This window comes from Streptomyces sp. CB09001 (assembly GCF_003369795.1).
Lineage (GTDB): Bacteria > Actinomycetota > Actinomycetes > Streptomycetales > Streptomycetaceae > Streptomyces.
Window position 1 is genome coordinate 3,258,224 of sequence record NZ_CP026730.1, and the last position, 25,121, is coordinate 3,283,344.

The 25,121-nt window shown below is 72.7% G+C and carries 27 protein-coding genes; 10 read left to right on the forward strand and 17 right to left on the reverse strand.

Annotated elements, in window-relative coordinates:
* The first annotated feature begins 186 nt into the window (after positions 1–186).
* Entirely contained in the window at positions 187–948 is a 762-nt protein-coding gene (locus C4J65_RS14890) for an SLATT domain-containing protein (protein WP_115742846.1), read from the forward strand.
* A 24-nt stretch (positions 949–972) separates the two neighbouring features.
* Here C4J65_RS14890 and C4J65_RS14895 read toward each other — a convergent pair whose 3' ends face one another.
* Positions 973–3,216: a serine/threonine-protein kinase gene (locus tag C4J65_RS14895; RefSeq protein ID WP_115742847.1), complete on the reverse strand. Its 2,244-nt coding sequence runs from the start codon at positions 3,214–3,216 to the stop codon at positions 973–975.
* A gap of 216 nt (positions 3,217–3,432) precedes the next feature.
* On the opposite strand from C4J65_RS14895, the gene C4J65_RS14900 reads away from it, so the two are divergent.
* The 3 genes from C4J65_RS14900 (at position 3,433) to C4J65_RS14910 (ending at position 6,384) form a co-directional block, all read left to right on the forward strand.
* Positions 3,433–4,788, forward strand: coding sequence for an aspartate aminotransferase family protein (locus tag C4J65_RS14900; protein WP_115742848.1), 1,356 nt, complete (start codon positions 3,433–3,435; stop codon positions 4,786–4,788).
* A 127-nt stretch (positions 4,789–4,915) separates the two neighbouring features.
* Entirely contained in the window at positions 4,916–5,617 is a 702-nt protein-coding gene (locus tag C4J65_RS14905; protein WP_115742849.1) for a GntR family transcriptional regulator, read from the forward strand.
* 116 nt (positions 5,618–5,733) lie between these two features.
* On the forward strand, positions 5,734–6,384 hold the full coding sequence (locus C4J65_RS14910; protein WP_003975315.1) for a hypothetical protein: 651 nt from the start codon (positions 5,734–5,736) through the stop codon (positions 6,382–6,384).
* 18 nt (positions 6,385–6,402) lie between these two features.
* On the opposite strand, the gene C4J65_RS14915 is transcribed toward C4J65_RS14910, so the two are convergent.
* The 5 genes from C4J65_RS14915 to C4J65_RS14935 form a co-directional block, all read right to left on the reverse strand.
* Positions 6,403–6,693 carry a hypothetical protein gene (locus C4J65_RS14915; protein WP_115742850.1) on the reverse strand — a complete coding sequence of 97 codons (291 nt, stop codon included), beginning with the start codon at positions 6,691–6,693 and terminating at the stop codon, positions 6,403–6,405.
* 38 nt (positions 6,694–6,731) lie between these two features.
* Positions 6,732–7,622: a sigma-70 family RNA polymerase sigma factor gene (locus tag C4J65_RS14920; RefSeq protein ID WP_115742851.1), complete on the reverse strand. Its 891-nt coding sequence runs from the start codon at positions 7,620–7,622 to the stop codon at positions 6,732–6,734.
* Between the two features lie 85 nt (positions 7,623–7,707).
* Positions 7,708–7,908: a hypothetical protein gene (locus C4J65_RS14925; protein WP_115742852.1), complete on the reverse strand. Its 201-nt coding sequence runs from the start codon at positions 7,906–7,908 to the stop codon at positions 7,708–7,710.
* Between the two features lie 76 nt (positions 7,909–7,984).
* Positions 7,985–8,476, reverse strand: a complete 492-nt coding sequence (locus tag C4J65_RS14930) for a DUF3515 family protein (RefSeq protein WP_115746460.1) — start codon at positions 8,474–8,476, stop codon at positions 7,985–7,987.
* Positions 8,477–8,591: 115 nt separating this feature from the next.
* A complete protein-coding gene (locus C4J65_RS14935) occupies positions 8,592–9,875 on the reverse strand; it encodes an adenylosuccinate synthase (RefSeq protein ID WP_003975310.1) in 1,284 nt (427 codons plus the stop codon).
* Between the two features lie 185 nt (positions 9,876–10,060).
* On the opposite strand from C4J65_RS14935, the gene C4J65_RS14940 reads away from it, so the two are divergent.
* Positions 10,061–10,966 carry a diacylglycerol kinase family protein gene (locus C4J65_RS14940; RefSeq protein WP_115742853.1) on the forward strand — a complete coding sequence of 302 codons (906 nt, stop codon included), beginning with the start codon at positions 10,061–10,063 and terminating at the stop codon, positions 10,964–10,966.
* A gap of 6 nt (positions 10,967–10,972) precedes the next feature.
* Here C4J65_RS14940 and C4J65_RS14945 read toward each other — a convergent pair whose 3' ends face one another.
* Together C4J65_RS14945 and C4J65_RS14950 are read right to left on the reverse strand one after the other, a co-directional pair.
* Positions 10,973–11,563 carry a Uma2 family endonuclease gene (locus C4J65_RS14945; RefSeq protein WP_115742854.1) on the reverse strand — a complete coding sequence of 197 codons (591 nt, stop codon included), beginning with the start codon at positions 11,561–11,563 and terminating at the stop codon, positions 10,973–10,975.
* A gap of 85 nt (positions 11,564–11,648) precedes the next feature.
* A complete protein-coding gene (locus C4J65_RS14950) occupies positions 11,649–12,173 on the reverse strand; it encodes a MarR family transcriptional regulator (protein ID WP_205351014.1) in 525 nt (174 codons plus the stop codon).
* 88 nt (positions 12,174–12,261) lie between these two features.
* Here C4J65_RS14950 and C4J65_RS14955 point away from each other — a divergent pair, with 88 nt between their 5' ends.
* From C4J65_RS14955 to C4J65_RS14970, 4 genes are all read left to right on the forward strand, one after another.
* Positions 12,262–13,197, forward strand: coding sequence for an ABC transporter ATP-binding protein (locus C4J65_RS14955; RefSeq protein ID WP_115742855.1), 936 nt, complete (start codon positions 12,262–12,264; stop codon positions 13,195–13,197).
* Positions 13,194–14,813, forward strand: coding sequence for an ABC transporter permease (locus C4J65_RS14960; RefSeq protein ID WP_115742856.1), 1,620 nt, complete (start codon positions 13,194–13,196; stop codon positions 14,811–14,813). The genes C4J65_RS14955 and C4J65_RS14960 overlap by 4 nt, the downstream gene beginning before the upstream one ends.
* Before the next feature lie 133 nt (positions 14,814–14,946).
* Positions 14,947–15,411: a cupin domain-containing protein gene (locus C4J65_RS14965; RefSeq protein ID WP_115742857.1), complete on the forward strand. Its 465-nt coding sequence runs from the start codon at positions 14,947–14,949 to the stop codon at positions 15,409–15,411.
* Positions 15,412–15,468: 57 nt separating this feature from the next.
* Positions 15,469–15,753: a hypothetical protein gene (locus C4J65_RS14970; RefSeq protein WP_115746462.1), complete on the forward strand. Its 285-nt coding sequence runs from the start codon at positions 15,469–15,471 to the stop codon at positions 15,751–15,753.
* Here the strand turns inward: C4J65_RS14970 and C4J65_RS14975 are convergent.
* Genes C4J65_RS14975 through C4J65_RS14985 form a run of 3 tightly spaced genes read right to left on the reverse strand, consistent with a single transcriptional unit; the run spans position 15,736 to position 18,051 of the window.
* A complete protein-coding gene (locus tag C4J65_RS14975; protein WP_115742858.1) occupies positions 15,736–16,956 on the reverse strand; it encodes a cytochrome P450 in 1,221 nt (406 codons plus the stop codon). The two genes, C4J65_RS14970 and C4J65_RS14975, sit on opposite strands and share 18 nt — an antisense overlap.
* A gap of 40 nt (positions 16,957–16,996) precedes the next feature.
* On the reverse strand, positions 16,997–17,191 hold the full coding sequence (locus C4J65_RS14980) for a DUF397 domain-containing protein (protein WP_240330426.1): 195 nt from the start codon (positions 17,189–17,191) through the stop codon (positions 16,997–16,999).
* 8 nt (positions 17,192–17,199) lie between these two features.
* Positions 17,200–18,051 carry a helix-turn-helix transcriptional regulator gene (locus C4J65_RS14985; protein ID WP_115742859.1) on the reverse strand — a complete coding sequence of 284 codons (852 nt, stop codon included), beginning with the start codon at positions 18,049–18,051 and terminating at the stop codon, positions 17,200–17,202.
* Positions 18,052–18,279: 228 nt separating this feature from the next.
* On the opposite strand from C4J65_RS14985, the gene C4J65_RS14990 reads away from it, so the two are divergent.
* Positions 18,280–18,717 (forward strand): ATP-binding protein, encoded by a 438-nt coding sequence (locus C4J65_RS14990; protein ID WP_115742860.1) that lies wholly within the window; start codon positions 18,280–18,282, stop codon positions 18,715–18,717.
* Here the strand turns inward: C4J65_RS14990 and C4J65_RS14995 are convergent.
* Genes C4J65_RS14995 through C4J65_RS15020 form a run of 6 tightly spaced genes read right to left on the reverse strand, consistent with a single transcriptional unit; the run spans position 18,687 to position 25,069 of the window.
* On the reverse strand, positions 18,687–19,352 hold the full coding sequence (locus C4J65_RS14995) for a response regulator transcription factor (RefSeq protein WP_115742861.1): 666 nt from the start codon (positions 19,350–19,352) through the stop codon (positions 18,687–18,689). The genes C4J65_RS14990 and C4J65_RS14995 overlap by 31 nt on opposite strands.
* A complete protein-coding gene (locus C4J65_RS15000; protein ID WP_115742862.1) occupies positions 19,349–20,773 on the reverse strand; it encodes a histidine kinase in 1,425 nt (474 codons plus the stop codon). The genes C4J65_RS14995 and C4J65_RS15000 overlap by 4 nt, the downstream gene beginning before the upstream one ends.
* A gap of 14 nt (positions 20,774–20,787) precedes the next feature.
* Positions 20,788–21,474, reverse strand: a complete 687-nt coding sequence (locus C4J65_RS15005; RefSeq protein WP_115742863.1) for a response regulator transcription factor — start codon at positions 21,472–21,474, stop codon at positions 20,788–20,790.
* The gene (locus C4J65_RS15010; protein ID WP_115742864.1) at positions 21,471–22,850 is read right to left on the reverse strand and encodes a sensor histidine kinase; all 1,380 of its coding nucleotides are present in this window, start codon (positions 22,848–22,850) and stop codon (positions 21,471–21,473) included. Before C4J65_RS15010 ends, C4J65_RS15005 begins: the two co-directional genes overlap by 4 nt.
* A complete protein-coding gene (locus C4J65_RS15015) occupies positions 22,843–24,087 on the reverse strand; it encodes an acyltransferase (protein ID WP_115742865.1) in 1,245 nt (414 codons plus the stop codon). Before C4J65_RS15015 ends, C4J65_RS15010 begins: the two co-directional genes overlap by 8 nt.
* Complete coding sequence (locus C4J65_RS15020; RefSeq protein ID WP_115742866.1) at positions 24,080–25,069, reverse strand: alpha/beta hydrolase; 990 nt, start codon at positions 25,067–25,069, stop codon at positions 24,080–24,082. The genes C4J65_RS15015 and C4J65_RS15020 overlap by 8 nt, the downstream gene beginning before the upstream one ends.
* Positions 25,070–25,121: the final 52 nt, after the last annotated feature.

A 25,121-nucleotide genomic window follows, 5' to 3' on the forward strand; every position in this document is an offset into this window, starting at 1 on the left:
CTTTCGAGTGACTCCCCGGGAGCCCTATACCTGATCAACACCCTCTTCCGGGCGGAAAAGCGACGGAACCCGGCCCTTCGCCACCCATCGGGCGGTAGGAAGGGTTCCGGCGCGGGGTTCCGGCGTATGAGTCCTCGCGGAGGGCGAGCGGTACGGCGAGCAGTGGCGAGCAGTAGGGAGTGCCGGGTGGGTCAGCCGGAGATGCAGCCCGAGAGGCCGCCGCGGGACGGCCGTGGCGGCGAGGGGACGGCCGGAGCGCGGCCGGGCGACCTGACCGGACGGGCGTTTCCCCTCGGGGACTGGGCACTGCCCGCCGAGCGGCTGGACGAGCTGTACCGGTGGGTGGAGCGGGGCGCGCTGGACACGGCGGCCTGGTATCTCGCGGACCGGGTGTGGAAGCGGCGCGGTGCCGTACTGCTGCGGGGCGGGGCCGCGGTGGGCGCGGCCGCCGGGGCGGCGCTGCCGCTGCTCGACCTGTCGGGTGCGGTGGGCGGGGTCGCGCCCTGGGGGTATCTGGCGCTGCTGTGGGCGGTGGCGTGTGTGGCGGGCGACCGGTACTTCGGGGTGACGTCCGGGTGGATGCGGGACGTGGCCACGGCGCAGGCGGTGCAGCGGCGGCTCCAGGCACTCCAGTTCGACTGGGCGTCGGAGAGCGTGCGGGAGGTGCTGGGCCCGGCGGACGGGACGGCGAGCGAGGCGGCGGAGCGGTGCCTGCTGGTGCTGCGGCGGTTCTCGGAGGACGTGACGGAGCTGGTGCGGGCGGAGACGGCGGACTGGATGGTGTGCTTCCGCCCGGGGCCGGGGCCGCTGGGACCGCACGCCGCGGCGGCGGCCGACGGGCCGCGCCCGGACGGCTCGGGCACGGGTGCCACCGGCCGCTTCCCGCTCCCCCCGCAGAACGGCACCCGTCCGAACATGCCCCGCCAACGTCCGCCGGAGCCCCGCTGACGCCGACGGCAGGACCACGTCCCCTCACTGACGGGTGTAGAGCAGGGACTCGCCGGTGTCGTCGTTGGTGCGTTCCAGGCTGCCGTCCGGCAGCAGGGTGACCGTGCTGGGCCCGCCCGGGGTGCAACTGCTGGACGGGCCGGTCCTGACCTCGGACGGACCGAGCCGGAGCGGACCGCCGGGGCTCGGCTCGGCCGTGAGGGCGGCGTCGAACACGCAGTGGTACGTGCCGGTGGCCGTCGGCCCGTCCGCCACGAGGGTCAGCACCGTGTCGCCGACCTCGCCCTGCACGATGCTCAGCGTGCGGGGGTGTGTCCCGGAGGCGTTGTCGATGCCGCTCGACCAGTCACCCACGTACCCGGTCGGGACCGTGCCCTCGTCGGCGGCCGGGGCGGTCGAACCGGTCGACGGCGACCCGCCCCCCGTCGGACCGGACGAGCCCGTACCCGGATCCTGCGGGGCGCCCGTGGACCGGGTGGGTGTGGGGTCGCCGCCCGTCCGGTTGTCGCCGTCGCCGCGCATCAGGGCGTAGACCGTGCCGCCCGCACCGAGTGCGACGACCAGGGCGACGACGATCAGCAGGGCGGTGGAGCGGGCGCTCCGGACGGGCTCGTGCGGGGGTCCGTACGGGGGTGGGGGCCCCTGGGGCGGGGTCGGGCCGAGGCCGCCCCCGCCGCCGTAGGGGTGCTGGTGTCCGGGCTGCGACGCGTGCCAGGCCGGGCCCGGGGCATACCCGGGGGCGGGCGGCTGAGAGTGGCCGTGGGCGTCGGGCGGGGGCGTGGCCGGGTGCCGGCCCGCGACGAAGGTGGGGAGGTGGTTCAGCGGGGCGCCGCCGCCGCTGCCCGGCTCACGAGGGGGAGGCGGACCGCCGGGCGCGGGGCCGGCCCCCTGGGCAGCACCCTCGTCGCCGGGTCCGCCGCCGCCGGGCCCACCGCCACCCGACCATGCGCCACCGGCGCCTACACCACCGGGTCCCGCACCACCGGGCCGCACACCGCCGGGGCCCACGCCACCCGGGCCCACGCCACCGGGTCCCGCACCGCCAGGGCCCACGCCACCAGACCCCGCACCGCCAGGGCCCACGCCGCCGGGCCCCACACCACCAGACCCCACACCGCCAGGGCCCACACCACCCGGGCCCACACCACCGGGTCCCACACCGCCAGGGCCCACGCCACCAGACCCCACACCGCCAGGGCCCACGCCGCCGGGGCCCACACCACCAGACCCCACGCCCCCAGGCCCTGCGCCACCCGCCGCCGCGCCGTCGGGCGCCGCGCCGTCGGGCGGCGCCGCGGCCGCTCCGGGTGTGGTCGAAGGGCCCGGGGCTCCGGTCTGTGCCGGGTCTTCGGGGTTCTCCGTGTCCAGCAGCTGTACCGCGTGCCGGCCGAGCTGGGCCACCAGCGCGCTGGGCAGCCACGGGTCGCGGGAACGGCCGCCGGTCACCGTGTCCTGCGCGCCCGTGCGCTCCAGGACGTCGGCGAGGCCCGGCCGCGCCGCGGGGTCCTTCCTCAGGCAGTCCCGTACGAGGTCGGCGATGCCCTCGGGCACACCCTCCAGGTCGGGCTCCTCCTGCGCGATGCGGAACATCAGGGCGTGCACGCCGCTGTTCGCGGCGCCGAAGGGCAGCTTGCCGGTGGCGGCGTAGGTGAGGACCGAGCCGAGGCAGAAGACGTCGCACGCGGGCGTGACCCGGTCGCCGCGCACCTGCTCGGGCGCCATGAAGCCGGGCGAGCCGACGAGCGCGCCGGTGCGGGTGAGACCGCCGTCGGCCACCGTCTGAAGGGCGCGGGCGATGCCGAAGTCGATGACGCGGGGGCCGTCGATGGTGACCAGCACGTTGGAGGGCTTGAGGTCGCGGTGGACGATCCCGGCGGCGTGGATGTCCTGGAGCGCGTGCGCCAGACCGGCGCCCAGGGTGCGGACCGAGCGCTCCGGCAGCGCGCCGTGGTCGTGTCCGACGACCTGCTGGAGGCTGGGCCCGGCGACGTACCCGGTGGCCACCCACGGCACGGCGGCCTCGGTGTCGGCGTCCAGTACGGGCGCCGTCCAGTACCCGCCGACCCGGCGCGCGGACGCGACCTCCTGCCGGAACCGCTCGCGGAACTCGTCCAGCGCGGCCAGTTCCTCGCGCACCAGCTTCACGGCGACCGTGCGCCCGCGGTCCGAACGGGCCAGGTAGACGTGGCCCATGCCGCCCGTGCCCAGCCGGCCCAAGAGCCGGTAGACCCCGATGTGATGCGGGTCCCCGTCCCCCAGTCTCCGCATGCCGTGCCGCCTTCCCCCCGAACCGTGAGCAACAGGCCGAGGATAGTGCGGGGCGGCCCCGCGGTGAGTCGCCGCTTGTCCACGGTTGCGTAACGGAGGGGACCCCGCGCACCGGCAACACGTCCGCCACCCGTCGACAACCTGTCGTGGAAAGCCCCCGACCGCAGACAGGACGCCGATTCCGTTTCCGCATCGCGGACATCTACCCTCGGCCGCATGACCCCTCAGCCCTCCCCCCAGGCCGGCGCCGCCGTGAAGGCCGCGGACCGCGCGCACGTCTTCCACTCCTGGTCAGCGCAAGAGCTGATCGACCCGCTCGCCGTCGCCGGCGCCGAGGGGTCCTACTTCTGGGACTACGAAGGCAAGCGCTACCTCGACTTCTCCAGCGGACTCGTCTACACCAACATCGGCTACCAGCACCCCAAGGTCGTCGCCGCGATCCAGGAGCAGGCGGCGCGGATGACGACGTTCGCGCCCGCGTTCGCCGTCGAGACGCGCTCGGAGGCGGCCCGGCTGATCGCCGAGCGCACGCCCGGCGACCTGGACAAGATCTTCTTCACCAACGGCGGCGCCGACGCCGTCGAGCACGCCCTGCGCATGGCCCGGCTGCACACCGGCCGCCCCAAGGTGCTCTCCGCCTACCGCTCGTACCACGGCGGCACCCAGCAGGCGGTCAACGTCACCGGTGACCCGCGCCGCTGGGCCTCCGACAGCGGCACGGCCGGGGTCGTGCACTTCTGGGCGCCGTTCCTGTACCGCTCGCGCTTCTACGCCGAGACCGAGGAGCAGGAGTGCGCGCGGGCGCTGGAGCACCTGGAGACGACGATCGCCTTCGAGGGCCCGGGGACGATCGCCGCGATCGTCCTGGAGACGATCCCGGGCACCGCGGGGATCATGATGCCGCCGGCCGGTTACCTGGCCGGGGTGCGCGAGATCTGCGACAAGTACGGCATCGTGTTCGTACTCGACGAGGTCATGGCCGGTTTCGGCCGCACCGGCACCTGGTTCGCGGCCGACCTGTACGACGTCGTGCCCGACCTGATGACCTTCGCCAAGGGCGTGAACTCGGGCTATGTGCCCCTCGGCGGTGTCGCGATCTCCGCCGAGATCGCCGCGACCTTCGCCGAGCGGCCCTACCCCGGCGGACTGACCTACTCCGGCCACCCGCTGGCCTGCGCCGCCGCCGTCGCCACCCTCAACGTGATGGCGGAGGAGGGCGTCGTCGAGCACGCCGCGCGGCTCGGCGCCGAGGTCGTCGAACCGGCGCTGCGGGAGCTGGCCGAGCGCCACCCGAGCGTGGGCGAGGTGCGCGGGACCGGCATGTTCTGGGCGCTGGAGCTGGTGCGGAACCGGGAGACCCGGGAGCCGCTGGTCCCCTACAACGCGAGCGGACAGGCGGCCGCGCCCATGTCCGCGTTCGCCGCCTCCGCCAAGGCGCACGGCCTGTGGCCGTTCGTGAACATGAACCGGACCCACGTGGTCCCGCCGTGCAACGTCTCCGAGGCGGAGCTGAAGGAGGGCCTGGCGGCCCTGGACACGGCACTGTCCGTGGCGGACGAGTACACCGAGTAAGCGGGACGGGGCGAGGGAACCGAGCGCGTAGGGTTGCGTGCTCGTACGCGGTAGACATGTGTACGAGCACGCCCCCGGACGGCGCCCTTGAGCGACGCCCCGAACGCGACGAGGAGACGCCCCGCCCATGCCCGGCTCCAGCGGTACCGGTGCCGTCACACGCAGCACCCTGCGGCAGCAGATCGCCGACGCGCTCCGTGACGAGGTGCTGGCCGGGCGGCTCCAGCCGGGGCAGGAGTTCACGGTCAAGGAGATCGCCGAGCAGTACGGCGTGTCCGCGACGCCGGTGCGCGAGGCCCTGGTCAACCTGTCCGCGCAGGGGCTCCTCGACGCCGACCACCACCGCGGCTTCCGCGTCCACGAGTACTCGGTCGACGACTTCCGCGGCATGATCGAGGCCCGCAGTCTCGTGACCGACGGGATGTTCCTCTCCCTGGCCGCCGATCTGCCGGGTGGTCCCGACCCGGCCGACCCGCGCATCGCCGCCGCCCTCGCCGGGGTCCGCCGGCGCGGCGAGGAGGCCCAGCGCGCCGCCGCGGCCGGGGACCTGACCGTCCTGATCGGCTACGACCTGCGCTACTGGCGCGAGCTGGCCACCCTGTTCGGCAACCCCTACCTCTGCGACTTCCTGCACCGGCTGCGCGTGCAGAGCTGGGTGTGCACCGTGCAGCACCTGCGCCGGCTCAGCGAACTGCGCGGCGCGCTGTGGTGCGGGCACACCGCACTGGTCGACGCCCTGGCCCGGCGTGACATCCAGGGCGCGCGTTCGCTCGTCGACGCGTACAACAGCCACTCGCTCGCTTTGATCGAGGGGCTCGCCGGCGAATGACCAACGCCGTACGTGTCGTGGCCCGGCCCCAGATGGGTATGGGATCTGCACGCAACGCGCACCGGCGCACACCGACTACGCTGCCCTGACCACCGTGCTGTGTGAGGAGCCCTCTTTTGGCCTGTGACCTGTGGCTGGTACCGCTCGTCGACGTCTTGTGCCACACGCCGGACAACCCGTTCGCCGAGGAACTCGCGCAGTACGACAAGGTGCTGGCCGAGGCCGGGCTGCCGCCGGTGCCGGTGTACCAGTACATGCCGGGACTCTCCGGCGAGGTCGCGCCGGTGGCCGGTTTCGACTACGACGCGCTGCACTTCCTGCGCCGGGCACACCTCCTTCAGGTGTGCGGCCTCCCGGTGACTCCGGTGGACGAACTCGGCGGCGACTACGAGCAGTTGCTGGAGATGTTCGAGTCGACGGCCCAGCAGTCCCACCTGGTCTGGCACTACGACCACGCGGGCGCCTACGTGCCGGTCGACTTCCCGCACCCGCTCTCCAGTGACGAACTCCTGGCGGGCGGCGGCCCCCTGGGCTCCTCGCACACCCTGCTGCGGGAACTGGAGGCCGTGGCCCCGGCCCTCGGCATCGACCCGGCCAACCCCCCGGCCCCGCCGCAGCCGCCGCTCGCCCCGACGGAGCTGGAGGAGCCCGCGGTGCCCGCGCCGCACGACTCCAGCCCGTTCGCCCGGGAGCGCCATGTGTGGCTGGGCCTGCACGCGGCGGCGACGCGGAGCCTGGCGCAGGGGTCGATGATCGTCTTCAGCTGACCCGTTCTCCCGCACCGGTCAGCCGAGCTGGGCCAGGCCCTTGCGCAGATCGTCCGCGTTCATGATCGGGGAGACCTCGATCTCGGCGTTCAGCTCGGTGAAGAACGGCTCACCCGTGGGCGGCAGTTCCGAGCTGTCCTGCATGTCGAAGACCATCAGGGCGGTCCGCCGGCCGCCGAGGGGGCCGAAGTAGGCGGCCTCCGGCTTGATGTGGTCGAGGGTGCGGTTGATCAGCTCGGGCAGCTTCCCGCTGCGGATCGCCTCGTTCGCCTTCTCCGTGTCCAGCGTCGCCTTGAGCAGCACGCGCATCGCACTCACCTTCTTCTGCCGACGCGACGTGTACGACTTCAGCCTATGCCCGTAATGTCCAGTTCGTTGAGGCGGGCCGGTTCCGCGACCACGTCGATGCCGGTGATGCGGCCGTCGGCGGCGAAGTCGAAGCGGAGCACGACGCGCAGCCTGCCGTTCTCGGCCATCGCCATGCCCACCCGGCCGTCGACGAGGACGACGGCGGCGGCCTGTGCCCGGCCCGTCGAGGCCATCGCTCCCCCGGCCACCCGCTCCACACCGCTGATGGTGACGGGCTCGGGCGTCGGGACGACCGCCGCATCGGCGCGCAGCACGACGTCCGGGTGGAGCAGGGCCACCAGCGCGTCGAAGTCGCCGCCCCGGGTGGCCGCCAGGTAGGCGTCGACCGCGCGGCGCCTGCGGGGCAGGTCGGCGTCGGGCGCGGGGACGCCCCGGACCCGGCGGCGGGCGCGGGCGGCCAGCTGGCGGGTGGCGGCGGGGGTCTTGTCGAGCATCGCGGCGATGTCGCCGAAGGGCACGTCGAACATGTCGTGCAGGACGAACGCGAGCCGCTCGGCGGGACCGAGGGTGTCCAGGACGATCAGCAGCGCGATCCCGACCTCGTCGGCGAGCTGCGCCTCCTCGGCCGGGTCCGCGGCGGTGCCGGTGCCGGTGCCGGCCGGCTGCCTGCGGGCCCCGTCGTCCAGCGGCTCCTCGCGCCGGGTGTCGCGGGCACGGAGCAGGTTGAGGCAGACCCGGGCCACGACCGTGGTGAGCCAGGCCGAGGGGTTGTGCACCTCGGAGGTGTCCGCCCGGTCGGCCCGCAGCCACGCCTCCTGGAGGGCGTCGTCCGCCTCGCCGAGCGAGCCGAGGATCCGGTACGCGACCGCCCGCAGCCGGGGCCGGTCCAGCTCGAACCGCCGGGCCATGTCGTCGGGTCGTGCGGGCACCGTACGGCTTCCTTCCGCCTCCGGACGCCCTCGGGGGCGCGTCGCCCCAGTGAACCATCCCGGCGTGCCCGGGCCCGCGGCGGTCTCAGCGCACCAGGACGATGCCCGGCGGCCACAGCACCCCGGTGGCCAGCAGCAGCGACGGTCCCAGGTGGACGGGGCACACCCGCAGCGGCTCCCTCAGGTGCCGGGCGACCTCGAAGCGGACCGGGTCTCCGCAGTCCTCGGGGCCGTTCTCGCCGCCGTACGGGCCCTGGCAGGAAGCGGCGCTGTAGCGGTCGGTCATGCCCCCGATCCGACACCACCGGGCACGCCGACGCCCGGCGAGGAGGGCCGAACGAAGGGCTGCGGGGGAGGGACGGCTACAGGACGGTGGCGGCGTCGTCGAGGCCGATGCACTTGCGCTCCTGCGGGATCCACTTCACGGCGGGGTCCAGCGCGGCGAGGATGCCGCCCACCTCCTCGCGCGGACCGGAGTACGTGAACTCCACGGCCGGTGAGCGGCCGTAGGTCCGCAGGACGCTCACGCCGTCGCGCTTGAGCCGTGCCTCGTCCAGGACCCAGTCGACGCCGTCCGCGGTGACGCAGAGGTTGACGTTGGGCTGGAGCTCCTCGGCGCCGCAGCGGAACACCGCCTTCTGGCCGCCCCAGGACGCGACCCCGTCGCCCAGGGCCCAGTCGCGCGAGGCGCCGGGTATGTCGTCGGGGAGCCGGGAGACCACCTTGTCGCACTTGGCGTCGTCGGCGTGCGGCGCGGCGGAGACCCGGTGGCCGTCGACGTAGAAGGCCCCGCCGGTCACGACGACGACCGCCGCGGTCAGCCAGATCCACGTCCGGGTGGTGGGCTTCCGCATGTCCGCTCGCTCCGCGCTGTCCGTCACTGCTGGTTCCGGGCCAGCGTATCCGCCGCCCGGAGGCCGGCGGCCGGGGCCCCGGGCGGGGTCCCGGCCGTCGGTGTGCGTCCGGTTCCTACAGGAACGAGTTGATCTCGATCGTCTCGTCCCGGCCCGGGCCGACGCCGATCGCGGAGATCGGAGCGCCGGACATCTCCTCCAGGGCCTTGACGTACGCCTGGGCGTTCTTCGGCAGGTCGGAGAAGGACTTCGCCTTGGTGATGTCCTCGCTCCAGCCGGGCAGCGTCTCGTAGACCGGCTTCGCGTGGTGGAAGTCGGACTGCGAGTACGGCAGCTCCTCGACGCGCTTGCCGTCGATCTCGTAGGCCACGCAGACCGGGATCTGCTCCCAGCCGGTGAGGACGTCGAGCTTGGTGAGGAAGAAGTCGGTGAGGCCGTTGACGCGGGTGGCGTAGCGGGCGATCACCGCGTCGAACCAGCCGCAGCGCCGGTCGCGGCCGGTGGTGACACCGCGCTCGCCGCCGATGCGGCGCAGGGCCTCGCCGTCCTCGTCGAACAGCTCGGTCGGGAAGGGTCCGGCGCCGACGCGGGTCGTGTACGCCTTGAGGATGCCGATGACCCGGCTGATCTTCGTCGGGCCCACGCCGGCGCCGGTGCAGGCGCCGCCCGCGGTCGGATTCGACGAGGTGACGAAGGGGTACGTGCCGTGGTCGATGTCCAGGAGCGTGCCCTGGCCGCCCTCGAAGAGGACCACCTTGTCGTCGTCGAGCGCCTGGTTGAGGACCAGGACGGTGTCGGCGACGTACGGGGCGAGCTTGTCCGCGTAGCCCAGCAGCTCCTCGACGACCTGGCCGGTGGCGATGGCGCGGCGGTTGTAGAGCTTGGTGAGCATCTGGTTCTTGACGTCGAGCGCCGCCTCGACCTTCTGGGTGAGGATCGACTCGTCGTAGAGGTCCTGGACCCGGATGCCCACGCGGTTGATCTTGTCGGCGTAGGTCGGGCCGATGCCGCGCCCGGTGGTGCCGATCTTGCGCTTGCCGAGGAAGCGTTCCGTCACCTTGTCGACGGTGACGTTGTACGGCGTGATGATGTGAGCGTTGCCGCTGATCAGGAGCTTGGACGTGTCGACGCCGCGCTCGTTCAGCCCGCTCAGCTCGGAGAACAGGACCGACGGGTCGACGACGACGCCGTTTCCGATGACCGGCGTGCAGCCGGGGGAGAGAATCCCGGAAGGGAGCAGGTGAAGGGCGTACTTCTGGTCGCCCACGACTACCGTGTGGCCGGCGTTGTTGCCGCCCTGGTAGCGCACCACATAGTCGACGGAGCCACCGAGCAGGTCCGTCGCCTTTCCCTTGCCTTCGTCACCCCACTGAGCACCGAGCAGCACAAGTGCGGGCACGCGCGTACACCCCTTCCGGGCGGGGCATGTCCATGGTCGGGGGCGTATGCGACGGGTTTCCGCCACGTACACCGCGACCGTCGTTGGCCGCCAACCGTCGGACCGGGTGCCCCGGAATAGACGAAGCCCCTGGCGCAACAGCGCAAGGGGCTCTTGCACAAAGATGCTACCCGAGGAAGCGAGGCATGGCCGAGGTGGCGACTTCCATGAGCTCTTCCGCGAACTCTTCCGCGAGGTCCGATCAGCTTCTGGTGGTCGTCGATCCGGTCGCCCGACGGCTGGACGGGGAGTCCGTCCGGATCGCGAAAGACGTGCTCAGCGCGGGCGCGGCGCACACGAAGGTGTGTCTGCCGGACGACCCGGAGGAGTTCGCGCGGGCGCTCGGACGGCGTGGTTCGCGGCGCCCGGTGGTGGTCGGTGACGACAGGGCGCTGCTGCGGGCCGTGGCCCTGCTGCACCGGCAGCGGGAGCTGGCGGGCTGCGCACTGTCCGTGGTGCCGGTGGGGTCGGCGCTCGGCCTCGCCCGGTCCCTGGGGCTGCCGACGGGGGCGGTGGCGGCGGCGCGGGCGGTGCTCGACGGCGCGGTGCGGCGCCTGGACCTGCTCGTCGACGACAGCGACGGGGTGGTGCTGGGGGCGGTGGGAATTCCGCCCGCTCCCGTGCCGGTACCGGTGCGGGAGGACGCGGGCTCCGGTCCGGAGGGGACGGCGTCGGTCCGTCCCTGGCTGCGGACCTGCCAGTCGCTCGTACGGACGCTGGCCTCCTCGCGTACGGCCCGGACCGCCGTGGCGCCGGGTATGCCCGGTCCGGCCCGGCTGCGGGTGGAGGTCGACGGGGTGACGCTGGTGGACCTGGACCAGCCGGTCGAGGGGGTCTCGGTGACGCCGGGCGCGTCGGGGGTGGCCGTGGTGGAGGTGCGGCCCCTGTCGGTGGGCGCGCAGGCGTCGCCGCTGACGGCGAGCGGGCGGACGGTGACCGTGTCGGGGGCGCACTTCCGCTACCGGGCCGACGCGGTGGTGTGCGGGCCGGTCGGGACCCGGACGTGGGTGGCGCGCGAGGGAGCGTGGGGGCTGACGCTGCCGGCGGGGTAGGGCCGCTCAGGGCGCCTTGAAACCGGCGGTGTCCAGCAGGCAGTCGAACGGGGCGGGGATCGGGAGCTTCTCACCGAAGGGCCGGGTGATGCGCGACTCGTATCCCTTGGCGGACGGCGTCCACAGGACTGTGGCCTGCTCCTCCTGCATGTCGAGGAGCAGGTAGACGGGGACGCCGGCGCGGCCGTAGACCTCCACCTTCTCGGTCAGGTCGTTGTTCCGGGTGGCGGGAGACGTCAGCTCGGCGACGAAGGACAGGGCCTCCCCGTCCAGGTGGTGGCTCTCCGTCTCGAAGACTCGCTCGTGTGCCACGTGGATGTCCGGCCCGTAGGCGCACCCGTCTCCCGGGAAGACGTAGAGGAACGGCCCTCGTTCGATCACGTGAGATTCGGGCAGATGTGCCTCCAGTTGTGCGCACACCAGGCGCATCACTCGGAGGTAGTAGCCCTTCGACCACGGCGACACAACGATGCTCCCCCTCGTGATCTCGGCCCTGTAGCCGTCGGGTACAGCCAGTTCGTCGAGGGCTACCAGCAGTTCCTCGAAGCCCTGGTATTCAGTGCCGCTCGTCGTCGGTCGCTCCGCCATGACAGTCATGATGCGCCCTCCCCGTGATGCGGACCAGTGACGACTCAGCGTAGTGGATTGCTCACGCTGCCGTGACCCGCTTTTACGATCACCGTCACCCCCGCCCGAACCGCTCCTCCCGGTGCACCCGCCAGCGTTCCATCATCGCCACGATCTCCCCGTCGACGAACTCGAAGAAGGCGAGGGTCTCGGCCATGCGGCGGCCCGCCGGGGTGTCGGCGCCGAGGCTGGCGACGCCCTCGCTCAGCGCGTTCTCCCAGCGTTTGAGGACGGCCTCGCGGTTGGTGAGCGCCTCGTACCACTGGTTGCTGTGCACCCGGTAGCGCTCCCGGCGCGAGCCGGGTTCGCGCTCGCGCGCGACCATGTGCTGCTGCGAGAGGTAGCGCACGGCGCCGGACACGGCGGCCGGGCTGACCTGGAGGACTTCGCCGAGTTCCGCGGAGGTCAGCGTGCCCGAGTCGGAGGCCAGCAGCGCGGCGAAGACCCGGGCGGGCATGCGCTGCATCCCGGCCTCGACCAGCTGCGCCGCGAAGCCCTCCACGAACTGGGACACCGCCTCGGGGTCGCGCCCCGGCCCCGCCGCATCCACCGCCGCCGCTTCCGCTGGTTCCTTCGTCATCCGTCGATCATCTCTCACCCTGCGTCGCTCATCATCCTGACGGTTTCTTAACTTCACAAGTTTCTGAAAGAAGCGTACGTTCCGAATCATGACGAAGGCAATCAGCGTCTCCGGACTGCACAAGTCGTTCGGACGCACGCATGCTCTGGACGGTCTCGACCTGGAGGTCGAGACCGGCGAGGTCCACGGGTTCCTCGGGCCCAACGGAGCCGGCAAGTCCACCACCATCCGGGTCCTGCTCGGCCTGCTGCGCGCCGACGCCGGCGCCGCGCAGGTGCTCGGCCGCGACCCGTGGGCGGACGCGGTGGAGGCGCACCGGCGGATCGCTTACGTCCCCGGTGACGTGACGCTGTGGCGCAACCTCTCCGGCGGCGAGGTCATCGACCTCTACGGCAGGCTGCGCGGCGGGCTCGACACCCGGCGGCGCGCGGAGCTGGTCGAGCGGTTCGAACTCGACCCGACCAAGAAGGGCCGCACGTACTCCAAGGGCAATCGCCAGAAGGTGGCCCTGGTGGCCGCCTTCGCCTCGGACGTCGACCTGCTGATCCTCGACGAACCCACCTCCGGGCTCGACCCGTTGATGGAGGAGGTCTTCCAGCGCTGCGTGGAGGAGGAGCGCGAGCGCGGCCGGACGGTGCTGCTCTCCTCCCACATCCTCAGCGAGGTCGAGGAGCTGTGCGACCGGGTCAGCATCATCCGCACGGGACGGACCGTCGAGAGCGGCTCGCTCGCCGACCTGCGCCACCTCACCCGGACCAGCGTCACCGCCGAACTCGCGGGCGCCCCGAACGGCCTGGCCCACCTGCCCGGCGTGCACGACCTCGACGTCCAGGGCCACCGGGTCCGGCTCCAGGTCGACACCGACAAGCTGGACGCCGTCCTCAGGTCGCTGAGCGAGACCGGCGTGCGGTCGCTGACGTCGACGCCGCCGACGCTGGAGGAGCTGTTCCTGCGGCACTACCAGGCCGGGGACGCCGCGGACGCCGAGGACGCGGAGTCCGGAGCGGAGGTGACGGCGCGATGACCGCCACCGCCGAAACCGCCGCCACCGCCTTCGCGGCCCGGTCCGGGGGCTCGCGCCACCTGGCCGGCACCGGCACGCTGCTGCGCTTCGCCCTGCGCCGCGACCGCGTACTGATCCCCGTCTGGGTCGCGGTGAACGCGCTCATGGTGCTGTCCATGCCGGGCACCATCAAGGGCCTGTACGGCACCGCCGCCGAACGCGCCGACCTGATGCGGCAGATGGAGACCAACTCCTCGCTGCGCGCGCTGGTCGGCCCCGTCTTCGACGACGGTCTCGGCGCGCTCACCGCCTGGCGGGTCGGCCTGTACGCGGGTGCGCTCGCCGCCGTGATGAGCCTGCTGATCGTCGTCCGGCACACCCGGGACGAGGAGGAGAGCGGACGGCAGGAGGTCGTCGCCTCCGGAATGGTCGGCCGCCGGGCCCCGCTCACGGCGGCGCTGCTGGCGGCGGCGGTCGCCAACGCCGTCCTGGCCCTGCTGATCGCCGTCGGACTGGGCGGACAGGGGGCGGCGGGCGCGCTGGCCCTCGCGCTCGGGGTCGCGGGCGTCGGGATGCTCTTCGCGACCATGGCGGCGATCGTCGCCCAGCTCACCGAGAGCGCCCGGCTGGCCCGGGGCCTGACGGCGGCCGTGCTGGGCACGGCCTTCGTACTGCGGGCGGCGGGCGATTCGGCGACGGACGACGGGTCGTCGGTCCTCACCTGGGTGTCGCCGCTCGGCTGGCTGGAGAACGTGCGGGCCTTCGCCGGTGAGCGGTGGTGGGTGCTGCTGCTGATCGCGGGCGCGACGGTGGCGCAGGGGGCGGTGGCCTATGCCCTGGCCGGTCGCCGGGACCTCGGCATGAGCTTCCTGCCGACCCGGCCGGGGCCGGCCGCCGGGCGCCTGCGTACGGCGGGTGCGCTGGCCTGGCGCCTGCAGCGGGGCAGCGTCCTCGGCTGGAGCATCGGCTTCTTCCTCGCCGGTGTCGTCTACGGCGGGATGACGGAGGGCGCGGCCGATCTGGTCGGGGACAACGAACAGGCCCGCGAGATCATCGAGCGGATGGGCGGACAGGCCGGGCTGACCGACGCGTTCGTGTCGGCGATGGTCGGCATGCTCGGGCTGATCGCCGCGCTCTACGTCGTGGCGTCGGTGCTGCGGCTCAGCGGCGAGGAGATCTCCGGGCGCGCGGAACCGGTGCTGGCGGGCGCGGTGGGCCGGCTGCGGTGGGCCGCGGGCCACCTGGTGATCGCCTTCGGCGGCGCGGCGCTCATCATGCTGCTCGCCGGGCTCGGCTTCGCCGCCGGGTACGGGCAGGACTTCGGGGCGATCCTGGGCGCGTGCCTGGTCCAGCTCCCGGCGGTGTGGGTGATCGGCGGGGCGGCGGTGCTGCTGCACGGTCTGCTGCCCCGGGCGGCGGTGGGCGCGTGGGCCGTCGCGGGCGCGGTGCTGCTGCTCGGGTGGGTCGGACCGGCGCTGGACGTGCCGCAGAGCGTCCTGGACGTGTCCCCGTTCGGCCACCTGCCGAAGCTGCCGGGCGGGGAGATGAGCTGGCCGCCGGTGCTGGCGCTGGTCCTGATCGCGGGGGCGCTGGTGGCGGCGGGGCTCGCCGGGCTGCGGCGGCGGGACCTGACGTGACGTTCGCGGGGCCGGTCCGGGCCGCCGACGTCGGAATCCGGACAGATCGCGGCGGATCGCGGCGGCCCCTTGCGGGGAGGCGACGCAACGGAAATAGTTGAACGCTAAACCACAACGGGAGGGGAGCACCCACATGAGCGTCGCGCTCGTACGCAACCCCGGCGAAGGCACCCACTACCACTACTACGACAGCGTCCAGGAACAGGTCGTGTCGCACACCGAGACCCAGGGAGTCGTCAGCGTCGCGCGGCTGACCATGCGCCGCGCGGACGCACCGCCCCTGCACGTGCACAGCCGCGAGGACGAGAGCTGGGTGGTGCTGTCCGGGCGCGTCCGCTTCTGGATCGGTTCGGCCTCGCTCGACGCGTGCGAGGTCCACGACGCCGGGCCCGGTGCCTACGTCTTCGGCCCCCGGTCGGTCCCCCACACGTTCCAGCCGCTCACCACCACGGGGGAGGTGCTGGTCATCAACAACCCGGGGGCGATCGAAGGCTACTTCCGCTCGGTCGGGCAGGCCGGGGCGCGGCACGATCGGGACCACGTGGACGGACTCGCCCGCTACGGGGTGGCCCTCCTGGACGACCCGCCCCACGCGTAGCGGCGTGCCGCGCCCCCGCGGTGAAACCGGCGCGGGCGCGACGGCGTCCTCGTGGACATGAAGCGAGACGCGGTGACGGGTGGCGGGTGCCTGGTGTCGACGGCGGGTGTCGTGGGCGCCGTATGGCTGTGGGGCGCCTCGGACCGCACGCAGCGGCATCTCGGCAACGAGTTCGAGAACAACGGGCAGGACTTCGGCGCCGTCCTCACCGAGCTGCCGTTCGTCTTCCTCGCCGGGGCCGTCGTGCCCGCCGTGGTGTGGGGGCTCGGGGCCTGGCTGCTGGTGCGGCACCGACGCGCGGCGTCCGCGACGTCCTCGACGCCCTCAGACCTCCACGCGTAGCTCCGTCAGTCCGCGCATCACGAAATTCGGCCGGCGTTCCGGTTCCGCCGCCAGGTGCAGCCCCGGGGCCCGCTCCAGCAGGGACGTCATGGACGCCGCCAGTTCGATGCGGGCCAGCGGGGCACCGATGCAGTAGTGGATGCCGGCGCTGAAGGAGATGTGAGGGTTGTCCCGGCGGGTGAGGTCGAGGCGTTCCGGGTCGGTGAAGACCGCCGGGTCGTGGTTGGCGGAGCCGAACAGCATCGCCACCTCCGCGCCGCGCGGGAGGGTCGTCCCGTCGATCTCGATCTCGTCCAGGACCCAGCGTTCGAAGAGCTGGAGCGGGGTGTCGTAGCGCATCAGCTCCTCCACGGCCGACGGGACGAGGGAGTGGTCCGCGCGCAGGGCCGCCAGCTGGTCGGGGTGGCGGAAGAGCGCCAGCCAGCCGTTGGTGGTGGCGTTCACCGTGGCCTCGTGACCGGCGTTCAGGAGCAGGACGCAGGTCGAGATCATCTCCTGCTCGGTGAGGCGGTCGTCGTCCTCGTCGTGGGCCGCGATCAGGCCCGAGATCAGGTCGTCGCCGGGGTCCTTGCGGCGGGCCGCGATCAGTGCGCGCAGGTAGTCCGAGAAGTCGAGCGAGGCCCGGACCGCCTTCGCCGCCGTCTCCTCGGACGGGTTCAGCTCGTACATCCCGCAGATCTCCGCCGACCAGGGGCGCAGCGGGGACCGCTCGGACTCCGGGATGCCCAGCATCTCGGCGATCACGGCGACCGGCAGCGGCTCGGCCACGTCGGTGAGCAGATCGCCGCCGCCCGCCGCCACCAGCCGGGCCACCAGCTCGTCCGCCAGCCCGTGCACGTACGGCTTCAGCCGCTCCACCGTGCGCGGCGTGAACGCCTTCGACACCAGACGCCGGATACGGGTGTGGTCCGGCGGCTCCAGGTCGAGCATGCCGTGGTCGTTGAGGGTGTGGAAGGGCTCCTGCTCCGGCGGGGGCGGCGTGCGGCCGAAGTCCTCGTGCGAGAAACGGTGCTGGTAGGTCCGGCCCAGGCGGCGGTCGCGCAGCAGCGCCGAGACGTCCGCGTGGTGCGGGACCAGCCACTGGTCGGTCGGCTCGTAGTAGAGCACGCGCCCCCGGGCCCGCAGCTCGGCGAAGGCGGGGTAGGGGTCGGCGACGAACGCGGGGTTCCAGGGGTCGAACGCGAGGTCGGACGCAGACGTCATGGATGGACCATAGGAAACGAGGAGCCTCGGACGGAAGCCCTCATCCCCGGGAGTGCCGCTTGATGCCCTCGACGAAGGCGGCGAAGGCGGGCGCAGGGACGGAGAGGGTCCCGCGGGCGGGAGCCTTGGAATCGCGGATGGATATGTGAGTGTCCGACTCGGCGATCTCGACGCAGGTGTCGCCGTCGCCACCGCCCGAGTAGCTGGACTTACGCCAGTGCATGCTCTCGGTCATGTCTCGCCTCACAGCTCCTTCGTCAAGCGGTGGATGAAGTCCCGCGACGCGGTGGGACTCAGCGACGCGCCCTGCATTCTATGAAGGAGCGTTCGAAGCTGCTTCAGCTGCGCAGCCGCATCGATGAGGGCGACCCCGGTAGGGGCATCACGAAGACCGGTGTCCAATTGAGGCACCGAACCGCCCGCGTACATCATCGAGACCCCGGCACCGCCAAAGCCGTCCTGATCGAACGGAATGACCCTCACGTTGGCATGCCCTTCTTCGATCTGGTCGAGGATCCGCTGTAGTTGGACGCGGCAAACGCCGCGATCTGCCACCCGAACACGAAGAGCGCACTCGTGGATCAGCGTCTCGTAGGGGGTCGCGTTGTCACCTGCGACCACCCCGCTCCGCTTCATCCGGTGTTCCACCCGAGGGTTCAGCTCACTCTCGGGCAAGCCGGGATGCACATACGTATAAAGCGCGCGTGCGTAGTCAGCGGTCTGCAACAGCCCTGGGACGTGCGTAATCACGACCTCACGTAGGTACGTCGCATGGTGTTCGATCTCAGCGGTGTTCTGGAAAACCGGCGGCAGCACTCCCCGGTACGCCTCCCACCAACCGCGCGTACGGTCTGTCGCCATAGCAACGAGCGCATCGATCAACGCCTCGTCCGTACACGCGTAGTGAGCCGCGAGCCGCCTCACTCGTTCTTCGCTGACACCAGCAAAGCCCAGCTCCATCTGACTGATCTGTGCTGAGGTCGAATTCAGCAAACCGGCTACCTCGCGCGCCTTGAGCCCAGCCGCCTCACGCAGACGTCGCAGCTCGACTCCCAGGCGCACCTGGCGCCCGGTCGCATGACTCCTCGGCGGCATCCGATCTCCTCAACAGTCCCGTCGACGCGCCTCGTTCGAGTGTCAGACTACGGGAACCAGTTGCGTTGGCAATAATTGTTGCCCTACCGTCAGTGACGCGACGCACACGCTGCGGAACCCCGGGGCACCGGAAGCGCACCGCACCGTCCTGCCATGACGGACGCGGCATGGACACCGCCCGGAGGCCGCGCCCTCCCCCACCTCCCCGCACCCGAACGGAGTTGCCGCATGCCCGAAGACGAGTCCTGGGAGTACTCCCTGTACATCCCCAACGACCCGCGCGCAGTCACGATCAGTCGGCGCACCCTGCGTCTCATCCTCACCATGCACGGACTGATCCGCCTCGTCGACCTCGCGGAGCTCCTCGCGGCGGAGCTGATCGGCAACGCCGTGCTGCACACCAAGGGGCCCGCCGCACTGCGGGTGCGCTGGTCACCGCCAGGGACGCTGCGGATCGGCGCGTGGGACGCGGATCCCGAACCTCCCGGTGCTCCCGCCCGGTTGGCGGACGTGACCGGCGACGAGAGCGGCCGGGGGCTCGCCCTCGTCAGAGCCTGCTCCGACCTGTGGGGGTGGCAGCCGCTCTCCCGGTTCGGCAACAGGGGCAAATACGTGTGGTGCGAGGTCGGTGCCGGTCAGCCCGGGGTGACCAGTCGCGCCTCGTAGGCGAAGACCGCCGCCTGGGTGCGGTCGCGCAGGCCGAGCTTCACCAGGATGCGGCTGACGTGGGTCTTGATCGTCGACTCGGCGACCACCAGGCGTTCGGCGATCTCCGAGTTGGACAGGCCCTGCGCGATCAGGACCAGGACCTCCGTCTCGCGTTCGGTCAGGTCGCCGTAGGCCGCCTGGGCCGAGGGCATCAGGCGCGGGGCGTCGGAGAGCTTGGAGAACTCGGTGATCAGGCGCTTGGTGATCGAGGGGGCGAGGAGGGCCTCGCCGGACGCCACCACCCGGACGCCGTCCGCGAGCTGGCGGGCCGAGGCGTCCTTGAGGAGGAAGCCGGACGCACCCGCGCGCAGCGCCTGGTACACGTACTCGTCGAGGTCGAAGGTGGTGAGGACCAGCACCTTGGACGTGCTGTCCGCCGCCACGATCTCCCGGGTCGCCTCGATGCCGTTCAGCTCGGGCATGCGGATGTCCATCAGGACGACGTCCGGAGCCAGCTCGCGGACCTTCGCCACCGCCTCGCGGCCGTTGACCGCCTCACCGGCGACCTCGATGTCCGGCATCGCGTTCAACAGGACCGAGAAGCCCTCGCGGACCATCATCTGATCGTCGGCGATCAGTACGCGGATCGTCATGCGTCACCTTCGGTCTGGGAAGCGACCGGAAGGAACACCGCCACCTCGTACCCTCCGTCGTCCGTAGGGCCCGCGGTCATCTCGCCGTTCAGCATCGCCACCCGCTCCCGCATGCCCGTGACACCGTGTCCTGCTCCGGGCGACGGCTTGACCAGGGTGTTCTGCGGGACGGCGGCGTTGACTATGCGCAGGCCCAGGCCGCCCAGCACGTAGGAGACCTCGACACGGGCCGTCGCGCCGGGTGCGTGCCGCAGGCTGTTGCTCAGGGCCTCCTGCACGATCCGGTACGCCGACAGCTCCACACCGGGCGGCAGCTCCCGCACCGCTCCGGTCACCGCCTTGTCCACGGCCAGGCCCGCCTCGCGCACATTGGCGAGCAGGGCGTCCAGGTCGGCGAGCGTCGGCTGCGGGGCGTCCGGGGCCTCGTAGTCCTCGGCGCGGACGACTCCCAGGACGCGGCGCAGCTCGGTGAGGGCCGCCACCGCGTTCTCCCTGATGGTCGCGAAGGCGCGCTCCAGCTCCTCCGGCGGATTCTCCACCCGGTAGGGCGCGGCCTCCGCCTGGATGGCGACCACCGACATGTGGTGGGCGACCACGTCGTGCAGCTCACGGGCGATGGTGGTGCGCTCCTCCAGCAGGGTGCGGCGGGAGCGTTCGTGCGCGGTGACCGTCTGCTGGGCGGTCACCTCCTTGCGGGCGGTCTGCCGTATGTGCCAGAGACAGACCACGAGCAGGGCGAACGCCGACGTCACCATCATCGGCCCGCTGTTCGTGTAGTAGTACGACCCGCCGAAGAAGACGTCCGAGAGGAAGGCGTACACACACGTCAGGACCCACATCCACACAGCGGTGCGGGGACGGGTGCGCAGCGCCACGATGATCAGGACCGCGAGGTGGCAGATGAACGCGCCCGGCATCCAGGGCCAGTCCCACCCGGCGCCGTTGATGAGCGCGACCAGCGGCGTCACGGCGAGGGACAGCCAGAACGCGCCGATCGGCCGCACCAGCGTGGCGAGCACCGGGAGGGCGCACAGGATGCCGCTCAGCAGGGCCGGTACGTCGCCGCCGGGCAGGTCGCCCGAGACCGCGCCCACGACGAAGGTGATGAACGCGAGCGCCCCGACCACCGCGTGCGGGAGGTACCGCGCGTCCGAGCGCAGCCGGCCGGGCAGCCGGCGGACGAACGGGCCGTCCGTGTGCCGGGGCGGCAGAACGCGGTAGGCGAAGGGGTCCTGGAACAGATCCTGGCGCAGTCCCCGCAGGGAGGTCCGGACAAGCCGGTACTCCTGGCTGCGGGTCCCGCCCTCGTGCTGCTGGTGAATCGTCTCGGTCACGCTCACACGGTAGGCCGACCGGGAGTGGCCGGTCGTCCCCGTGGAGAGGGGTTCTCGGGCATCCGTCTCAAGTACTACGGGGGGCAACTGCGCGTCGCTCCTCAGTAGCCCGAGGGGCGGACCAGCCCCGACTCGTACGCGAACACCGCCGCCTGCGTGCGGTCCCTGAGGCCCAGCTTCACCAGGATCCTGCCCACATGGGTCTTCACCGTCTGCTCGGCGACCACCAGACGCTGGGCGATCTCCGCGTTCGACAGGCCCTGCGCAATCAGGGCGAGCACCTCCGTCTCCCGCTCGGTCAGCTCGCCGACGCGGGCCTTCAGCGGGGCGCGCGGGCGGTCGTCCAGCCGGGAGAACTCGGCGATCAGCCGCCGCGTGATCCCCGGCGCGAGCAGGGCGTCACCGGCGGCCACCACCCGGACCGCCTCGGCGAGCTGGTCGGCGGAGGCGTCCTTCAGCAGGAACCCGGAGGCCCCCGCCCGCAGTGCCTCGTACACGTACTCGTCCAGGTCGAAGGTGGTCAGCACCAGCACCCGGATCTGCGGGGTGGCCGTGGTGATCCGCCGGGTGGCCTCGATGCCGCCCAGCTCGGGCATCCGGATGTCCATCAGGACGACCTCCGGGGCCAGCTCGGCGACCTTGGCCACGGCGTCCAGGCCGTCCACCGCCTGCCCGATCACCTCGATGTCGGGCTGGGTGTTGAGCAGCACGGTGAAACCCTGCCGGACCATCTGCTGGTCGTCGGCGATCAGCACGCGGATCACGCGGCCGTTGCTGCTGGTCGTCATGGGGAGTCGTCCTCGATGGAAGGGTCAGGGATGAGGTCCGTGGGCAGGTCGGGGCCGTCGGCCGGCAGGAACGCCGCCACCTGGTAGCCGCCGTCCGGCAGCGCCTGCGCCGTCAGCGTGCCGTCGAGCATCGCCACCCGCTCCCGCATGCCGAGCAGCCCGTGCCCGGCACCCTGCGACGGCGCCGGTGTGCGCAACGGCCGGGTGTTGGAGACCACCACACGCAGCCCGATGGGGAGGTGGATGAGGTGGACCTCGGCACTCGCGCCCGGCGCGTGCCGCAGCACGTTGCTGAGCGCCTCCTGCACGATCCGGTACGCCGACAGCTCCACGCCGGGCGGCAGCGGTCTGCGCGTCCCGCTCGTATCGGTGGTGACGGACAGTCCGGCGGCCCGGGTGTTCTCCACCAGCGCGTCGAGCCGGTCCAGGGTGGGCTGCGGGGCGTGCGGTGCGGCGGCGTCCCCTCCCTCGGGCGCCTCCACCACGTCCGGGTACTCGGAGCGCAGCACGCCCAGCACCCGGCGCAGCTCGGTGAGCGCCTCCAGCGCGTTCTGCCGGATGCCGGCGAGGTTCTCCTTCAGCTCGTCCGTCGGGTTCTCGACGAGGAGGGGCGCGACCTGGGCCTGGATGGAGATCACCGACATGTGGTGGGCGACCACGTCGTGCAGCTCGCGCGCGATGCGGCCGCGCTCCTCCAGCAGGGTGCGCCGGGCCCGCTCCTCGGCGGTGAGCGTGGTCTGCTCCGCCAACTGCGTGCGGGCTTCCCTGCGGCCGCGCAGGGCGATGCCGAGGACGACGACGACCGCGAACAGGATGACGGCGAGCTGACCGGTCGGCTGGTAGTTCGACGCGCCCATCACGCCCTGCACCAGGTAGGTGGTGAGCGCGGTCAGGGCCAGCGCCTCCAGGGACACGCGCGTCCGCACCCGCAGGGCGAGCAGCAGCATCACGAACAGGTGCCCGATCAGCCCGGCGGCCGTCCAGGGCCACGTGAACTCGTAACCGCCCGGGACCATCTCGGCCCGCACCGCGAAGGCCCCGACCAGCATGCCCGCCATCGACAGCCACCACGCCGCGACCGGCCGCCACAGCGCGAACACCATCGCGCCGGCCTGGGCGGCACCGATGAGGAAGGCGAAGCCCGGCTCGATCCCGCCGTTGTCCCCGAGTTGGGCGGCGTCACCCAGCAGCACCCCGAGCGCCGCCAGACACACCACCCCGTGCGGGAACCAGCGCAGCCACACCGACGGCGGCAGCGGATCGGCCCGCCAGGTCCACAGGTCGTCGTGGAGCACGCGCAGCACGCGCTCGGCCCGGGCCCGGAACCACGCCCACTGCCGTTTCCCCCATCGCGTCACAGGCTCCACCCTAGACATGGCGTGCACCCGCCGTGGTCGCCCGGCGCTGCGGGCGGTGCGCGCGCACGACCCGCGTACGGCGCCGTCCTGGACCGCGCTGCTCGCAGGAGCGGAACGTGGCCCAGCAGCCGGCCAGGACCAGCGCGAACACCGGGAGCCAGGCGAGCCGGGCCGCGACCCAGTCCAGGCCGTCGGGAGGCGTGTGCAGGCCGGGCAGACGGCCCGCGAGGAGACCGGTGGCCGTGGTCGCCATCAGCGCCGTCTGGTGCCAGAGGAAGATCGTCATCGCGGAGAGGTTGACCAGCGCGACCGCGGCCCACGCCATGGGGCGCCGCATCGCACGGCGCAGCCGCTCGCGCAGCAGCAGGGCGAGCCCGCACTGGGCCAGGCCGAAGGTGACGGCGGCCAGGGTCGGCGGGTTGAGGTTCGACACCGACGCGCCGGGGACACCGACCATCGACGCCGGGTAGCCCGCCCAGGCGACGAGCGCCGCGGTCGCCGCCGTGCCACCGGTGAGCAGGATCCAGCCCGATCGGCGACGGTCCAGTTCGCCGCGGGACCAGGCGGCGCCGAGGGTGTAGGGGACCAGCCAGCCGGCGGCGAGGTTGACCCAGCCGAGCCAGGACGGGGCGCCGAGACCGAAGCGCAGCAGGTCTATGTGGAGGACGACGACCAGCGGCCACAGCGGATGCAGCCGGGTCAGCAGCGGCGTCGCCGCGGTCAGCACGGCGAAGACCAGCAGGAACCACATCGGGGACAGCGCCAGCTTCACCAGCGTGTGCACGGTCACGAAGTCCGCGCCCGTCAGGAGCAGCAGCGCCGCCGTCACCGTCCACAGGCCGAGGACGGCCAGGACCGGCCGGAAGAGCCGGGACAGCCGGGCGGTCAGCCAGCGGCCGTAGGACTCGCCGCGGGCGCGGGCCGACGCGTATCCGCGGGTGGCGACATGACCGCCGACCAGGAAGAACACGGCGAGGGTCTGGAAGGCCCAGGAGACCGGGGCCAGCCGGGGCATCTCCCCCAGCGGGCTGGCCGCGTGCAGGCTGCTGCCGTCGGCGACCAGGGCCGTCACCAGCCAGTGCCCGAGGACCACCCCGAGGATGGCGAGGGCGCGCAGGGCGTCCACGGCCCGGTCCCGGTCCTCGGGGGTGGCCCCGTCGATACGGGCGGCGGCCTCGCGCAGGCCCCCGCGCGAGAACGACGGTATGACGGCCGGGGTCGGTGTCGGGGTCGGGGTCAGGGCAAGGTCAGGCATGGGTCACCTCCGTGGTGTCGCCCAGGGCGATCCGGGCCAGGTTCGTCAGGGCGAGGGAGCCGGTGTCGAAGTAGTCGCTGTGGCCGCCGTCCCCGGCGTCGAAGACCCGCGCGCCGAAGTCCGGGGAGACCGGATCCGTGCCGAAGCCGACGGTGGTGCCGAAGATGCCGGCGCTGACGTGCGGAACGTGCTCCACCCAGTCGTCGGCGCCGCGCCCCGCCCATATCCGGGCGTCGGAGCGCAGACCGGCGGCGGTGTCGGCGCCGGTGCCGGGGCTGCCGACCAGAGCGATGTCGGCCACGTCCAGGCCGTCGGCGGCGCGGGCGCAGACCACCGAGCCGTAGGAGTGGCAGAGGAGGGCGAGGCCGGTGTCGGGGCCGGTGATCCGGCGCAGGTCGCCGACCAGGGCACGCAGTTCGGGGGCGGCCCGGTCGGCGCGGTCGGTCGTGGCGACGGTGGTGCTGACGGTGCCCGGCGTCTCGTACCCCAGCCAGGCCACGACGGCGGTGCGGGTGCCCGCGGGAGCCTCGGCGACGAGCTGCCGGTGCAGGGCGAGGGCGGCGGCGCGGAAGCGGCCGTAGGTGTCGAGGCCGGTGTCGGAGCCCGGGACGAGGACGGCTACGTGGTCGGCGCGCGCCAGGTCGCCGAAGACCTCGGTGGCCAGTCCGGCGCCCCGGCCGTCGAAGGCGAGGAGATGGCGGGACCGGTCGGCCATCGCGCGGTCCGCCGCCGCACGGTGACGGTCGCCGTGGTCGGCGGCCATCCGGGAGGCCTCAACCGCGTTGGCCCGGTTGGCGGCGTACGCCTGCTCCAGCGTGGCGGCCGTCGGGGCCGCGAGCGCGGCAGGTGGCGGGGCGGGGATCTCGGGCCGCGCGGCCCCGGAGAGGGGAAGCGCCACGGCACCGGCGATGAGGGTGGCGCAACCGGCGCGGCGCCATCCGCGCACGCGCCGCCGCCAACGTACCGTCGTCCCGGGCCTCATGGCCGCTCCCCTCCAGCGCGCCCGCCCACCGGGTGCGTCTGGAAGGGAAGTT